Here is a 15,577-nt window from a genome sequence, read left to right as displayed (position 1 = left end):
TTTCAAATATCGACCGGATCGACTTCAAGCGACCACTTGATGCGGGCTTTCTGCTCGCGCAGCGCCTGCATCCACTCTTTCAGGAATGCCTGCAGCGCCGGGCGGGAGGGCGACTCCACCAGCAACTGCGCGCGCTCCATATTGTGCACGCGCGCCATGCTCATCGGGATCGGGTCGTTGATCGTGATGCCGCCATGCTGCACCAGGTCGCGCGCACCGCGCAGGAATTCCAGCGCCAGCGCCAGCTCGCGCGCCTCCGCGCGCAGGATGGCCTGGTACAGGTAGGGCGGCAGGCCAGCCACTTCGCGCTCGCCAAGCAGCGAGTTGGCGAAGTAGTCGTAATCATGCGCCACCAGCGCCGAGAACAGCGGATGTTCCGGATAGCTGGTCTGCACCAGCACCTCGCTCTCGCTACCGCCCTGTCGTCCGGCGCGGCCCGCCACCTGCATCAACTGCGCGAACAGGCGCTCGCTGGCGCGGTAATCCTGCGAGAACAGCGAGCTGTCCGGATTCATGATGCCCACCAGCGTCAGGTTCTTGAAGTCGTGCCCCTTGGCGACCATCTGCGTGCCGACCAGGATATCCACTTCCTGCCGGTGCACGCTGTCGAATGCTTCTTGCGCGCTGCCCTTGCGGCGCGTGCTGTCGGCGTCGATGCGCAGCACCCGCGCTTGCGGGAACAGTTCCTGCAAGCTTTCCTCGATGCGCTGCGTACCGCGCCCCAGCGGCTGCAGGTCGATATTGCCGCACGTGGGGCAATGGCGCGGGATGCGCATCTCCAGGCTGCAGTGGTGGCAGCGCAGGCGGTAATCCGATTTATGCAGCACCATCAAAGCCGTGCAGCGCTTGCATTCGCTGACCCAGCCGCATGATTCGCAGGTGATCACCGGCGAATAGCCGCGCCGGTTCAGGAACAGCAAGGATTGCTCGCCGCGCTCCATGCGCAGCCTGATCGCCTCCACCAGTTGCTCGGTCAAGCCTTCCTGCCCGCGACGGCGCGAGGTGTCGATCAGCTTCACCGAAGGCAGCACCGCCTGCTGCACCGCGCGTTGGCGCAATTCCAGCTTGCGGTAGCGGCCTTTCAGCGCGTGGTGCCAGCTTTCCAGGGACGGCGTGGCGGAACCCAGCACCACAGGAATCTGGAGCTGGTGGGCGCGCCACACGGCAAGGTCGCGTGCGGAGTAGCGCAAGCCTTCCTGCTGCTTATACGAAGGATCGTGTTCTTCATCGATCACGATCATCTTCAGGTGCGGCATCGAGGCCAGGATGGACAGGCGCGTGCCCAGCACGATGCGCGCCTTGCCTTCGTGCGCAGCCAGCCAGTGCAGCATGCGCTCGCCTTCCGACAGGCGGCTGTGCAAGGTGGACAGCATCACGCCGGGGAAGCGGTTGCGGATATTGGTTTCCAGTTGCGGCGTCAGGTTGATCTCGGGCACCAGCACCAGTACCTGGCCCTGCGGCTCGCGCGCCAGCACTTGCGCGCAGGCCTGCAGGTAAACCTCGGTCTTGCCGCTGCCAGTCACCCCATACAGCAGGAAAGGCGCGAAGCCCTGCGCTCCGACGATGGCGTCGGCAGCCGCCTGCTGGCCCGCATTCGGCGCCGGCACATTGGCCGGCGCCGGGTCGTGCGGCTGTTCCAGCTTGGCCAGCTTCTTGATCGCGCGGTCCAGCGCAACAGTGCTGCTCACCCGCAGGTTCTTGGGCAGGCCGGGCAAGGCAACTTCGCCCAGTGGACGCTGGTAGTACTCGGCGGCAAAGCCGGCCAATGCCAGCCATTGCGGGGAGAGCGGCGCCAACTGGCTGCGCACGGCCAGCGCGGCTTTCAGCTTTTCCTCGGGAACATCTGTTTCTTCGAGGATATCCACGATCAGCCCGACTACTTCGCGCGGACCAAAGGGCACCATTGCCAATTGTCCTACACGCGGCCGGTTTGATTTTTCGCAAACCCAGCGGTAATCAAAAACCGCGTCAAGCGGCGTGTCCAAGGCAATTCGGAGAATGCAGTGCGCCATCCAGGGCCATCAATTGAGGGTTTTTCAACTATCCACAGAATCTGGGGATAACTTTGTGAACAAAGGGGCTGGAATCCTGAGCAAGCACTAACCTCCAGCTTGCAATCCGGGGGAGTCCACCCAAATAGGCCGATTTTTCCCCTTTTAATTCAATTACTTACGAGAGCCATCCTAGGAGGGCCAGAAAGTGCATATTTTTCCGCGCTCTGTGTATAAGTGCACCATTTAAGGAGCAGTTTTTCCTCGAAATCAAGCAGTTTTTTTCGCTTTTTGCGTGGAAAACGTGCCTGGTGCGCCACAACATCAAGCCAAGCATTGTACACAGGCATGCGGGACAGGGTTTGTGTTTCCTCAACTGCTTTCACCACTGAAAGTCTTAGCGAAATATCATGCAATGCAACATGACGCTAAGACAATTCCTACAAATTCCTACTAAGTGCCGGTTTACAAAGTACTTTTGACTTTTTTCCACAGTTTTTGTGGATAACTTTGTGGAGAATGACCCGACAAGCTCGCTTGCACCTTGGGATAAGGTTTACAAAACCCAAAACATTGACAAAAGCAGTGAAAAATAATCTGTTTAAAATCAATAGCTTGCGAATACGCTGAGAGGAGGGCATTTGTGGCTGCCTCTTATTTCCGCAGTAAAAATTTTTGTGCATAAGTCGCTTCTGCACGAAATAAAAAAGGGCGCCGCAGCGCCCTTTGGACCGGGACGACAGGTTTCAGCCGCCGCGCAGCTTGCGGCTGTGGCTGTGGACCGTCTCCACCAGCACCGTCACCGATTCCGGCGGGGTGAACTGGGAAATGCCGTGGCCCAGGTTGAATACATGGCCCGTATTGTGCGGGCCGTAGCAATCGAGCACGCGGCGCACTTCGGCAGCGATCTGTTCCGGATTGGCGAACAGGATGGACGGATCGATATTGCCCTGCAGGGCCATCTGGTGGCCCACCAGTGCGCGGATCTTGCCGAGGTTGGCGGTCCAGTCCAGGCCCATGGCATCGGCGCCGATCGCGGCGATTTCCTCAGCCCAGTGGCCGCCGCCTTTGGTGAACACGATGGCCGGGATCTTCACACCATCTTTTTCGCGCTTCAGCAGGCTCACGACCCGCTGCATGTATTGCAGGGAGAACTGCTGGTAGGCGCCGTCGGCCAGCGCACCACCCCAGGAGTCGAAGATCATCACGGCTTGCGCGCCGGCGTCGATCTGGGCGTTCAGGTAGGCGGCGACCGCGCGGGCGTTCACGTCCAGGATGTGATGCATCAGGTCCGGGCGCGCATACATCATCTTCTTGATGGTGTGGAACTCGCGCGAGCCCTGGCCTTCCACCATATAGCAAGCCAGCGTCCATGGGCTGCCGGAGAAGCCGATCAGCGGCACGCGGCCATTCAGCTCGGTGCGGATCTGCGTCACGGCATTGAATACGTAGTCCAGCGAACCTGCCGGCGGCAGCTGCAGTGCCTTGACGTCTTCCTCGGTCTTCAGCGGGCGCTCGAATTTCGGGCCCTCGCCTTCCACGAAATACAGGCCCAGGCCCATCGCATCGGGCACCGTCAGGATGTCGGAAAACAGGATGGCCGCGTCCAGTGGGTAGCGGTCGATCGGCTGCAGCGTGACTTCGGTTGCCAGGTCCGGATTGGTTGCCAGGCCCATGAAGGAGCCCGCCTTCTGGCGCGTCGCGCGGTATTCAGGCAGGTAGCGTCCTGCCTGGCGCATCAGCCACACCGGGGTGTATTCGGTCGGCTGGCGCAGCAGCGCACGCAGGAAGGTGTCGTTCTTCAGCGGGGCAAATTGTGGCATGAAAGACAATCTAAAGCAGGGAGAAAGGCGTTATTATCGCATCCCTGCCCTGTTTTTACGCGTTTCGGAGCGCCCATGACATCCTCCTCCACCGCGCCTTTTGGCGCCTGGCCATCACCGATCAGCGCCGAGATGGTCGCTGCGGGCGCCACGACGCTGTCGTCGGTGATCCTGGACGGGACCGACATCTATTGGCTGGCCGGACGCTCGGCCGAAGCGGGACGGACCACCCTGATGCGCCGGCCGGCTCTTGCCGCCACCGCCGAAGTGACGCCGATGCCGTTCAACGTGCGTAACCGCGTCCATGAATATGGCGGCGGCGCCTACGCCGTTGCCGACGGCGTGCTGGTGTTCTCGCACCATGCCGACAACCGCCTGTACCGCCTTGCGCCGGATGGCGCAGCGCAGGCATTCACCTCGCCGGGCCGCCAGCGCTTCGCGGATTTCATATTTGACACCGCCCATGCGCGGCTGATCGCGGTGCGGGAGCAGCACCCGGAGCATGACGGCTCGCATGCGCAGCCGGTGAATACGATTTGCGCGGTGGGCTTCGATGGCGGCGAGCGCGTGCTCGTGATGGGGAATGACTTCTATTCTTCGCCACGGTTGTCGCCGGACGGCCGTCGTCTGGCCTGGATCTCGTGGGACCACCCGCGCATGCCGTGGCAGGGCACCGAGCTGTGGATAGCCGATGTCGAGGCCGATGGCCGGCTCGGCACGCCTTCACGCGTGGCCGGCGGGCCGCAGGAATCGATCTGCCAGCCTGAATGGTCGCCTGCGGGGGTGCTGCACTTCGTTTCGGACCGCAGCGGCTGGTGGAACCTGTACTGCCTGCGCGAGGCTGCGGGCGGCGCGGCCAGCGCGGTCGAGGCGCTGTGCCCGATGGCGGCGGAGTTTGCGACCCCGCACTGGACCTTCGGCAATTCGCTGTACGGCTTCGGCGCGGGTGGTGCAATCGTCTGCAGCTATATTGAGCAAGGCGTCAGCAAGCTGGCGCGCCTGCGCGCCGGCAGCACGGTCCCGGAGCCGATCGCCACGCCATACCAGGAAATCCGCGAACTGCGCGTAGGCGAGGGATACCTGGTGGTGCTGGCAGGCAGCCCGACCATCGCCCCGGAGATCGCCCGCATCGACCTGGCGAGCGGAGAGCGCGAAGTACTTGAATGCTCGATCTCCAGCTTGCCGGCGCCGGGCTACCTGTCCGTCCCCGAAAGCATCAGCTATCGAAGCGCCAACGGCCGCACGGCTTATGCCTTTTTCTATCCACCCACCAACCGGGACGTGCGCGCACCGCAAGGCGAAAAACCGCCGGCCATCGTGATCAGCCACGGCGGCCCAACCGGCATGGCGGCCAGCACCCTCAACCTGAAGACGCAGTTCTGGACCAGCCGCGGTTTCGGCGTGCTGGACGTGAACTACGGCGGCAGCACCGGCTTCGGCCGCGCCTTTCGCGATGCGCTGCAGGGCCAGTGGGGCATCGTCGATGTGGAAGACTGCATCGCCGGCGCGCGCCACCTGCTTGCGCAAGGCCTGGCAGACGGCGAACGCCTGATCATCCGCGGCAGCAGCGCTGGCGGCCTGACCACGCTGTGCGCGCTGACCTTCCACGATGTATTCAGGCTGGGCGCCAGTTATTACGGCGTGTCCGACCTGAAAGGACTGGACGACGACTCGCATAAATTCGAATCGCATTACAACGAATACCTGATCGCTCCCAAGGCGCGGGCCGAGGCGGTGTATGCCGAGCGCTCCCCGATCAACCATACCCATCGCCTGTCGCGCCCGATGATCTTTTTCCAGGGCCTGGACGACAAGGTCGTGCCGCCGCAGCAATCGCAAGCCATGGTGAACGCATTGCGCCAGCGCGGCATTCCGGTAACGTATGTTGAACTGGAAGGCGAAGGCCACGGCTTCCGCAAGGCCGACACCATCGTACGCACGCTGCATGCGGAGCTGGACTTCTACCAACACATGTTTGGCTTGCGCGGATGAGCGACACCCTGCTGGCGGAATTCGAGGTCCTCGAACAGCCTGAAAAAGCCATCCTGGCGTTGCTGGCGCTGGTGGGCGACCCGCTCGGCCGCACCGCCATCCTCGATCACATTGTCGCTGCCGGCGTCCGCGACGCAAACGGCCAGCCGTTCAATACGCTGACGCTGGACGACCCGCTGCTCAAGCTGGAACGGCTGGCCTTCACCAGCGCCGTGATGGGGCGCGGCTATGTCTGCAACGCCCGCCTGCGCTGGCCGGCGATCCGCGCCGCCATCGGCGCCCACCTGCTGGACGATATCTGCCAGGCCTACGAGTCGCTGAACCCGATGCGCCAGAACTGGAACGGCGCCTACGAGCCGCGCAGCTACCGCCACGGCGTGGCGCGCCTGCGCATGGCCATGTTGCGCGGCCGCCCGCCGCAGGACGTCATGCCGTTGCTGGCCGCCTGCATGGTGTGCTACGAGGCGGCGCAACTGCACCCGATTGTCGACATCTTCACGCGTCCCTTTGAAGCAGGCATGCTGCTCCTGGTGCATCCGTCCCTGCAGGACGATGTGCTGATGCTGCTGGTGCAGCACACCCAGCGCGAGCCCGGCCTGGCGCCGCTGGTGCGCGGTTACGCGGAGCGCCACGTGCAGCGCCGCCAGGCTGCCGAACAGCCGGTCGGCCCCGCATTGCGGCTGGCAATGGCGGAACATGCGATCGTGTGCGGCAGGCTGGCCGACGCCATGCGTTACCTGGAAGGCATGGAGGGCGCGCTGGTGCAATGCTTCTCCAGCGCCGTGCTGCTGCTGCGCGGCGACGTGGCAGCCGCGGTGAGCGGCTTTGAAGCTGCCCTGAAATCGATCCGCCGCGAATCCGGCAAGCGCAAGCACCTGTTCCAGGGTATTGCCGGCCACCTGTACATCGTGGCGCTGCTGCGCAGCGGCGATGCCAAGCACCTGAAAGGGGCGGAAAGCTACCTCGACGTGGCGGTGCATGCCCAGCACAGTGCCGACAGCGCGGTCTACCAGCAACTGAGCATGCTGCGCCAGATCCGCGCCGGTACCATGCAGGCCGACCTGGTGGCCCAGCGCGCCTGGGAGGCGTCACTGCAGGCGCAAATGTTCCAATGCATGCTGTATTACTGGCTCGCGCTGCCGCATTTGAAGCAACGCCGCGCGGAACTGCAGGACCTGGCGCAGGCGGCGGAAGCGGCCGGCTTCATGCTGCTGGCAGCCGGTGCGGAAAGCTTGCTGGGGCATCTTGGCGACGAGGCCGCGGCGGGACGCGCAGCGGCCTTGCGCGAGCAGTTTGGTTTTGGCGACATGGCCACCTGGTTCGAGCGGCAGGAAGCATGGCAGCGCCAGTTGGCAGCCCTGATCAACCTGCAGCAGGGCGGCGCCGAGGCGGGCGGCGAAATGCGCCTGGTCTGGACGATCAGTTACGGCGAACGCCAGGGCGTCGCCGAAATCGAAGCGCGCGAACAGAAACGCGATATGCGCGGCGCTTGGGGCAAGGCACGCCCGGTAGCATTCAAGCGCTTGCGCGACGACGCTGCGCAGATGGAGTTCCTGACACCGCAGGACATGCGCATCAGCAGCGCCATCATGCCGTCGCGCCAGGCTTATTCTTCCGGCCTGCGCTACGACATCGACATCGACCAGGCGGTGCTCGCCCTGGTCGGCCACCCGCTGGTGTTCTGGATGGATGCGCCGGATACCCGCGTCGAACTGCTGGCAGGCGCGCCGGAATTGCTGATCCGTACCCACCAGGGCCAGTTGCACCTTGCGCTGCACCCAGCCATCGAAAACGTGAACGCCAATGTGATCGTGGTCAGAGAGGCGCCCAACCGCCTGCGCGTGGTCAGCGTGCAGGACGAACATCGCCGCATCGCAGCCATCGTCGGCGATGGGCTGACGGTGCCCGAGCATGCAAAGGACCAGGTGCTGCAGGCCATTGGCGCCGTGTCCTCGATGGTGACCGTGCAGTCCGATATCGGCGGCGGTGCGGCGAACACGGAGCAGTGCGATGCCGATCCTCGCCTGCATATCCACCTCCTGCCTTACCAGCAAGGCCTGAAGATGCAGGTCCAGGTACGTCCACTGCGCGATGCGGGGCCTTATTACGCACCAGGTGCCGGCGCTGAAAACGTCATTGCGGACGTCAATGGCCGCTCGGTACAGGCACGCCGCAGCCTGGCCGGCGAACGCGATGCCGAGCGCCAGCTGGTACTCAAGTGCGAAGTGCTGGAACAGGCCACCGAGGAGCATGGCGAATGGCTGCTGGGCGAGCCAGCGCTCTGCCTGCAGTTGCTGGCCGAGTTGCAGGAGCAGGGCGCCGACAAGGTGGTGCTGGCATGGCCTGAAGGTGAAACCTTCCGTCTCACCAAGCCGGTGTACAGCAAGCAGCTGCGCCTGAACATCAAGAGCAAGAAGGACTGGTTCTCCGCCAGCGGCCAGTTGGTGGTCGACGAGGACCGCGTGCTGGACTTGCGCTCGCTGCTGGACATGATCCGCGCCGGCAAGAGCCGCTTCATCGCGCTGGGCGACAAGGAATTCCTCGCGCTGTCGGAGGAGCTGCACCGCCGCCTGTCCGAATTGGCCGGCTATGGCGAGGACGACGACGCCGGCGTGAAGGTGCATCGCCTGGCCGCCTTCGTGCTGGAAGAACTGGCCAACGACGTGGGCATGGTGGAGGCGGACGCCATGTGGCGCGAGCACCTGCAACGCATCGAAGCCAGCGCCAGCTACACGCCGCAATTGCCAAGCACCCTGCAGGCCGAGTTGCGCGACTACCAGTTGGCAGGCTTCGAATGGCTGGCCCGCCTCGCGCACTGGGGCGTTGGCGCCTGCCTGGCCGACGACATGGGCCTGGGCAAGACTTTACAGGCCTTGGCCCTGGCCCTGCTGCGCGCACCGCAAGGACCGACGCTGGTGGTGGCCCCGACTTCGGTGTGCCTGAACTGGGCCAGCGAAGCTGCGCGCTTTGCACCTACGCTCAACGTGAAGATGTATGCCACCGGCGACCGCGACGACATCGTCCGCAACGCCGGCCCGTTCGACCTGGTGATCACCAGCTACGGCCTGCTGCAACTGGAATCCGAGCGCTTCACCAAGCCGACATGGCACACCATCGTGCTGGACGAAGCGCAGAACATCAAGAACGCAGCCACCAAGCGCTCGCAGGCGGTGATGGCGCTGAAGGGCGACTTCAAGATGGTGGCCACCGGCACGCCGCTGGAAAACCACCTGGGAGAGCTGTGGAACCTGTTCCGCTTCATCAATCCGGGCCTGCTGGGCAGTCATGAACAGTTCAACCTGCGCTTTGCCGGGCCGATCGAACGCCAGCAGGATCACCGCGCGGAAGTCGGCGCCCGCAATCGCCTGCGCCGCCTGATCGGGCCATTCATACTGCGCCGGACCAAGGCGCAAGTGTTGACCGAACTGCCGGCGCGCACCGAGATCGTGCTGGAAGTCGACCTGTCGCCGGAAGAAACCGCGCTGTACGAATCGTTGCGCCGCGAAGCGCTTGAGAACCTGGCTTCCATTGAAGGACCGGCGGACCGGAAGTCGATGCAAATCCTGGCGGAGATCATGAAGCTGCGCCGCGCATGCTGCAATCCGAACCTTGTAGCGCCTACGCTGCGGCTGGAGTCGAGCAAGCTGGCTGCCTTCGCGCGCCTGCTGGAGGGCTTGCTGGAGAACCGCCACAAGGTGCTGGTATTCAGCCAGTTCGTCGACCATTTGTCGCTGATCCGTGCCCACCTGGACCGTAACGGCATCCGGTATCAATACCTTGACGGCAGCACGCCGATGGCCGCGCGCAAGCAGTCGGTGGACGCTTTCCAGGCCGGCGAAGGCGACGTGTTCCTGATCAGCCTTAAAGCTGGAGGCGTCGGCATCAACCTGACCGCAGCCGACTACGTGATCCATATGGACCCGTGGTGGAATCCTGCGGTGGAAGACCAGGCGTCCGACCGCGCGCACCGCATGGGACAACTGCGGCCGGTCACCATTTACCGCCTGGTGGCACGCAATACAATCGAGGAAGGCATCGTAGAACTGCATGGCCACAAGCGCGAACTGGCCGACAGCCTGCTCGATTGCAGCGACACCGCGGCACGCATGACCGCGGAAGACATGCTGGCGATGCTGAACGAAGGCTTGCGCCGCTTCTGATAGGAGACGCTATGCGACTGACATCATTTTCCGTCCGTGCCGCGATGAGCGCCGCGCTGGCGGCGACCTGCCTGGCCGCCGCAATGGGCCACGCGGCGCCGGCTTCCGCCATCACCTGCCCCGCCGCCGAACTGCGCGCCGCCAAAGCCGCCAAATGGCAGGTCGACGACAGCGCCCGCCGCCAGGTGTTGGCCCTGCAAGCGCTGTCCTGCCTGTCGTCGCCCGATCCCGTCGAGCGCGATGAACTGGCCTTCGAAGGCCTGCAAGCCTGGATGCGCGCCGACAAGCTGGAAACCGCCACGGTGCAGGAGCTGCGCGCGCGCCTGACAGCGCAACTGCAGGCTCCCGACCCGCAAGGCTTCGCGCGCCCCTTTGCCGCACTGGTGCTGGCAGACGTGGCGCGAATGGACCGCGTCAAGCCTTACCTCTCCGCAGAACAACGCTCGCAACTGGTAGGCGCTGCGACGGATTACCTGCGCGGTGTAAGCGACTACCGCGGCTTCGACGAAAAGGAAGGTTGGCGCCACGGTGTCGCCCACGCCGCCGACATCATGCTGCAGCTCTCGCTCAATCCGGCGCTTGGCCGCGCCGAGCACGATCAGATGCTGGCCGCCATTGCCAGCCAGGTTGCGCCTCCTGGCGAGCATTTCTATCACTACGGCGAAGGCGAACGCCTGATGGCCCCCATCTTCTACCTGTCGCGCGCCAAGACGCTGGAATGCAGCGATTGGGACGCCTGGTTCGCGCGACTGGCAGCGCCACGTACACCCGCCAGTACGCAGCAGGCGCTGCTGGCGCGCAAGCACAACCTGAACGCTTTCCTGCAGCCGCTATTCATCAACATCAGCGAAAGCAGGCACGAGGCCCAGCGCAACTGCCTCAAGCCACTGCTGCTGCGCACCATGAAGCAAGCGGCCGGATGAACGCGCAACAGGCGTTGACGTTCGTCGAACAGCGAGGAGTCGTGCTGGCATCGGCGCGCGGCAAGGCTCCTACGTTGACGGAGGCCATCGTCGGCGCCCCCATCAAGGGCAGCTGGTGGGGCCACCCTGAAGGCAAGCGCATTTTCGCGGTGTTGAGCGAAGTGCAGGAGCACGACGACATCCTGGTCTGCCGCCTGTTAGGGGGCAAGCTGACGCTGGTCCATCGCCGCCTGTGGCCTGCCGTTGCGGCATTGGCGGGCGAACTGCCGGCCAACGCGCTGGCGCGCGTGCGGCAATTGCACACCGCATCCGGCAAGCACGTTAACCAGGAAGTCCCTTTTCCACAATGGCTGCCGCCCGATGCGGCCGCGCAAGCCAGGGGCCTGGACCCCGTCCGGGCGCGGGAGGCACTTGGCTTGTGATACTCTCCCACGCTGCACTAGCAATAGGTTGAAACATGATGAAAACCAAAATCGCCCTCGCCGCGATGATGTTGAGCCTGGCCCTGTCGCCGGTCGACGCCGCGACGAAGAGCAAGAAATCCAACGCGCCGGCCAAGACGGCCGTCAGCAAGAAGTCCAGCAGTAAAGGCAAACCCGGCAAAACCGGCAAATCGTCGTCCAAATCCACCCGGGGCGGCAAGTCCTCTGGCAAGAATGCCGGCAAATCCAGGGCAGGCAATGCCAAATCGGCAGTCGCCAGCAAGCCGATGCCGGCCGAACGCCGCCAGGACAAGGCTTTCGACAGCCAGGCCAACCAGTTCCTCGGTGCCCTGTGGCGCATCGATCCCGAGACCGCCATCTCGGTCGGCAAGTACGACACCGCCGCCCAACTGACCGTTCCCGACCAGGCTTACCGCGACCAGCAGCTTGCCTTCATCAATGAATGGCTGGAAAAATTCGGCAAGATCGACGCCAGGCAGCTGTCGCCGAAACAGCGCAGCGACCTTGGCCTGCTGCAGAACAAGCTGAACTCGGACCGCTGGTACCTGACTACCTTCCGCGAGTGGGAATGGAACCCGGCCATCTACAACGTCGCCGGCCCGATCGATTTCGTGCTGAACACCGAATACGCGGCCAGGCCGCAGCGCTTGCGCACCCTGCTGCGCCGCATCGGCAGCGTGCCGGCGTATTACGAAGCGGCACGCAACAACATCACGAACCCGACCCGCGAGCACGTGAAGCTGGCCATCGACCAGGCGCCGGGCGTACTGGCGGTATTGTCCGACCTGGACAAGCAGGCGCAGGATTCGATCCTCAACGCCAATGAAAAGAACCTGTACGCGCAGCGCATTGCGGCCGCCAAGGTAGCCGTGCAGGCGTATGCCGCCTGGCTCGGTGAACTGGACAAGTCGCTGGCCGTCAGCGGCGCACGCTCCTTCCGCATCGGCAAAGAGCTGTACGAAGCGAAGTTCGGCTACGACATCCAGTCCGGCAGCAACGCCGAACAGACTTACCAGAAAGCGCTGGCGACCCGCGAACAACTGCTGTCGAACATGGACCGCATCTCGGACGACCTGTGGCCGAAGTACCTGGCCGACAAAGCCAAGCCTTCCGATCGCTTCGCCAAGATCGGCATGATGATCGACAAGCTCTCGTCCAACCATGTGCCGCGCGAGGAATTCTTCCCCGAGATCCGCCGCCAGATCCCCGTGCTGCAGGACTGGGTGGTGAAGAACGACCTGCTGACGCTGGACCCGAACAAGCCGCTGGTGGTACGCGAGACGCCTGCCTACCAGCGCGGCGTGGCCGGCGCCAGCATCGAGGCTCCCGGCCCGTACCGCCCGCAAGACCGCACCTACTACAACGTGACGCCACTGGACGACGTCACGCCCGAGCAGGCCGAATCCACGCTGCGCGAGTACAACCACTGGATCCTGCAGATCCTGAACATGCACGAAGCCATCCCCGGCCATTATGCGCAGCTGGTGTACGCCAACAAGTCGCCGTCGATCGTGAAGTCGATCTTCGGCAATGGCGCGATGGTGGAAGGCTGGGCGGTGTACAGCGAGCGCATGATGCTCGAATCAGGCTACGGCAACAACGATCCTGAAATGTGGCTGATGTACTCGAAGTGGAACCTGCGCAGCGTGACCAACACTATCCTCGACTACAGCGTGCATGTGCAGGGCATGACGGAGCAGGAAGCGATCGACCTGCTGACCCGCCAGGCCTTCCAGACCGGCGCCGAAGCCAAAGAGAAGTGGCGCCGGGCGCAGCTCACCTCGGTGCAGCTCACCAGCTATTTCTCCGGCTACTCCGAAATCATGGAGCTGCGCGAACAGCGCCGCGCCGCCCTGGGCAGCAAGTTCTCGCTCAAGGAATTCCACGAAGACTTCCTGAGCTATGGCAGCGCACCTGTACGCGTGATCAAAGAGTTGATGCAGTAAGCGGTCTAAGCTGCCCTATGCCCCGCGCGCGCCGCGGGGCGATTCTGCTAACATGAATCAAGGGAGTGGCCATGACCATGCCGGTCCGGTTTGATACAGCCCAATTCGTGAAAACGCTGGTCGATGCAGGTGTGCTGCGCGAGCATGCCGAAGCACATGCCGACGCGTTGAAACTTGCGCTAAGTCAACCTGTGGCGAATGATGCCGATCGGGCAATCTCGCGCGCGGAAATGCGTACTTTGCTTGCAGAACTTGAATTGCGGCTGACGAGGAAAATGCGGCCGCTCTGGGTTTTGAATATCATTACCCTGATACTCGTCAGTGCAAATACGGTAAAGATCTTCTTTTGATCCTTAATCAGCTTTTTCTTCCGGCGCCGTGGTGGCCTTGACGAACATCGGCGACAGGATCACGCCAATTTCAAACAGCAGCCACATCGGGATAGCCAGCGAGAACTGGCTGACGACATCGGGCGGGGTCACAATCGCGGCGATCACGAAAGCGGCCACGATCACATAACCGCGCCACTCCTTCAGCTTGGCGACGGACACCAGCCCCATGCGCACCAGCACCACCACCACCACCGGCACTTCAAACGCGCAGCCGAAGGCCAGGCACATCGACATCACAAAGTCGAGGTAGTTCTCGATATCCGGCATCACCGCAATCGAGGTCGGCGAGACCTGGTTGATGAAGGCGAACACTTTGCCGAACACCAGGAAGTAGCAGAACGCCACGCCCGCCATGAACAGCGACGAGGACGCGATCACCAGCGGCGCCACCAGGCGCTTTTCGTGCTGGTACAAACCGGGCGCCACGAAGGCCCACATCTGGTACAGCACCCATGGCAGCGACAGGATGAAGCCGAACAGCAGCGTCACCTTCATCGGCACCAGGAAGGGCGAGATGACGCTGGTGGCGATCATCTTCGAGCCTACCGGCATGGCGGCAATCATCGGCGCTGCGATCAGGTCATAGATCCGGGACGGGCCGATGCCGAAGCCGAGCAGCGCCGTCACCACCGCGATGCCGATGCTGGCCTTGACCAGGCGATCGCGCAGCTCAACCAGGTGGCTGATGAAGGTTTCTTCGACGGGTTGTTGTTGACTCATTTAGAAAAACGATGCGTTCTTGCGGCTGCCGGGGCGGTGGCGCTTCATGCGCGCCGCGCCGGAGATGACGTGGGTGCGGACGCCAGCCTGCTGCTTGTACCACAGCGGCACGGCCGCACTGCGCACCACGCGCTTGCGGCGGAAATCCTTGGCCTTGCGCGCCATGTCTTCGTTGGTCGGGGTGTACAGGTCCAGCGCTGGCGTGGCCATCGGCTGGTCGCGCAGCGCCGCCTCGACTTCCGCCATATCCTTGCCGATGGAGTTTTCCATCTCGTCCTTGAAGGTGCTGGCGGCTTCTTCGGCCTGCTTGCGCAGGTTCTTCAGCTCGTCCAACTCCATCTCGCGCGAGACTTCGGATTTGACGTCGTTCAGGTAACGCTGGGCGCGACCGTACAGCGTCCCGGCCATGCGCGCCACCTTGGGCAGCTTTTCAGGACCGATGACGACCAGGGCCACTACCCCGATGACGGCAATTTTGGTAAGACCGAGGTCGATCATTGCTGATTACTGCTTGGTCTTTTCCTTGGCTTCGACTTCGATGGTGCCCTTGTCGGTCACCTGGGCCGCCGGCGGAGCCGGCTGTGCCGGCTTCTCTTCCTCGTTGCCCTTGACGCCATCCTTGAAGCCCTTGACGGCCTTGCCCAGGTCGGAGCCGATATTGCCCAGTTTCTTGGTGCCGAATACCAGCATGACGACTACCAGGACGATCAGCCAGTGCCAAATGCTCATAGAACCCATTACAAAACCCCTAAAAGAATCATTCGTTGGGACAGTATACGCGAAGCGCCCCTGTCATGTGCTTGTCATAATCTCAAGTCCGCATGCCGCGCCATGGCCGCGGCCCGCCGTACAGGTGCATATGCAGGTGGTACACCTCCTGGCCGCCATCCGGACCGCTGTTGATCAGGGTCTTGTAGCCGCGGGTCGGCGTGCCATCCGCCTCGTAGGCAACGGCAATCTCATGCTGCTCAGCCAGTTGCGGCACCAGCGCCAGCATCTTGCCCAGCAAGGGCGCGTGCTCCGGTTTGCAGTCGGACAAGGTCGACAGGTGCTGTTTCGGGATGATCAGCAAGTGTACCGGCGCGGCCGGGTGGATGTCCTTAAACACCATCAAGTCCTCGTCTTCATGCACCACGGTCGACGGGATCTGTTTGGCTGCAATCTTGCAGAACAGGCAATTTTCCACA

The 15,577-nt window shown here is 63.2% G+C and carries 12 protein-coding genes; 6 read left to right on the top strand and 6 right to left on the bottom strand.

Annotated features, from left to right (window positions below; genetic code table 11):
- Positions 1-2: 2 nt before the first annotated feature.
- On the bottom strand, positions 3-2,012 hold the full coding sequence (locus BM269_RS04580; RefSeq protein ID WP_090435849.1) for a primosomal protein N': 2,010 nt from the start codon (positions 2,010-2,012) through the stop codon (positions 3-5).
- Positions 2,013-2,737: 725 nt separating this feature from the next.
- Positions 2,738-3,814 carry a uroporphyrinogen decarboxylase gene (hemE, locus tag BM269_RS04575; protein WP_090435982.1) on the bottom strand — a complete coding sequence of 359 codons (1,077 nt, stop codon included), beginning with the start codon at positions 3,812-3,814 and terminating at the stop codon, positions 2,738-2,740.
- 75 nt (positions 3,815-3,889) lie between these two features.
- Between hemE and BM269_RS04570 the strand changes: the two genes are divergently transcribed.
- The 6 genes from BM269_RS04570 (at position 3,890) to BM269_RS04545 (ending at position 13,628) form a co-directional block, all read left to right on the top strand.
- Positions 3,890-5,806 carry a dipeptidyl-peptidase 5 gene (locus tag BM269_RS04570; protein WP_090435848.1) on the top strand — a complete coding sequence of 639 codons (1,917 nt, stop codon included), beginning with the start codon at positions 3,890-3,892 and terminating at the stop codon, positions 5,804-5,806.
- A complete protein-coding gene (locus BM269_RS04565) occupies positions 5,803-9,966 on the top strand; it encodes a DEAD/DEAH box helicase (protein WP_090435847.1) in 4,164 nt (1,387 codons plus the stop codon). Before BM269_RS04570 ends, BM269_RS04565 begins: the two co-directional genes overlap by 4 nt.
- An 11-nt stretch (positions 9,967-9,977) precedes the next feature.
- Positions 9,978-10,889, top strand: coding sequence for a DUF2785 domain-containing protein (locus BM269_RS04560; protein WP_090435846.1), 912 nt, complete (start codon positions 9,978-9,980; stop codon positions 10,887-10,889).
- Positions 10,886-11,311, top strand: coding sequence for a hypothetical protein (locus BM269_RS04555; protein WP_090435845.1), 426 nt, complete (start codon positions 10,886-10,888; stop codon positions 11,309-11,311). The genes BM269_RS04560 and BM269_RS04555 overlap by 4 nt, the downstream gene beginning before the upstream one ends.
- A 35-nt stretch (positions 11,312-11,346) precedes the next feature.
- Positions 11,347-13,278 carry a DUF885 domain-containing protein gene (locus tag BM269_RS04550; protein ID WP_090435844.1) on the top strand — a complete coding sequence of 644 codons (1,932 nt, stop codon included), beginning with the start codon at positions 11,347-11,349 and terminating at the stop codon, positions 13,276-13,278.
- A 71-nt stretch (positions 13,279-13,349) separates the two neighbouring features.
- The gene (locus tag BM269_RS04545) at positions 13,350-13,628 is read left to right on the top strand and encodes a hypothetical protein (protein WP_090435843.1); all 279 of its coding nucleotides are present in this window, start codon (positions 13,350-13,352) and stop codon (positions 13,626-13,628) included.
- A 3-nt stretch (positions 13,629-13,631) separates the two neighbouring features.
- Here BM269_RS04545 and tatC read toward each other — a convergent pair whose 3' ends face one another.
- The 4 genes from tatC to BM269_RS04525 form a co-directional block, all read right to left on the bottom strand.
- The gene (gene tatC, locus BM269_RS04540; RefSeq protein WP_090435842.1) at positions 13,632-14,390 is read right to left on the bottom strand and encodes a twin-arginine translocase subunit TatC; all 759 of its coding nucleotides are present in this window, start codon (positions 14,388-14,390) and stop codon (positions 13,632-13,634) included.
- Positions 14,391-14,888: a Sec-independent protein translocase protein TatB gene (tatB, locus tag BM269_RS04535; RefSeq protein WP_090435841.1), complete on the bottom strand. Its 498-nt coding sequence runs from the start codon at positions 14,886-14,888 to the stop codon at positions 14,391-14,393.
- Between the two features lie 6 nt (positions 14,889-14,894).
- A complete protein-coding gene (gene tatA / locus BM269_RS04530) occupies positions 14,895-15,128 on the bottom strand; it encodes a Sec-independent protein translocase subunit TatA (protein WP_090435840.1) in 234 nt (77 codons plus the stop codon).
- Positions 15,129-15,201: 73 nt separating this feature from the next.
- Positions 15,202-15,576 (bottom strand): histidine triad nucleotide-binding protein, encoded by a 375-nt coding sequence (locus BM269_RS04525; protein WP_090435839.1) that lies wholly within the window; start codon positions 15,574-15,576, stop codon positions 15,202-15,204.
- Between the last annotated feature and the right edge of the window lies 1 nt (position 15,577).

This window comes from Duganella sp. CF458, from assembly GCF_900113115.1.
Lineage (GTDB): Bacteria > Pseudomonadota > Gammaproteobacteria > Burkholderiales > Burkholderiaceae_D > Rugamonas.
The sequence above is the reverse complement of the archived record's forward strand: the minus strand, read 5'-3'. Positions and strand labels throughout refer to the sequence as shown.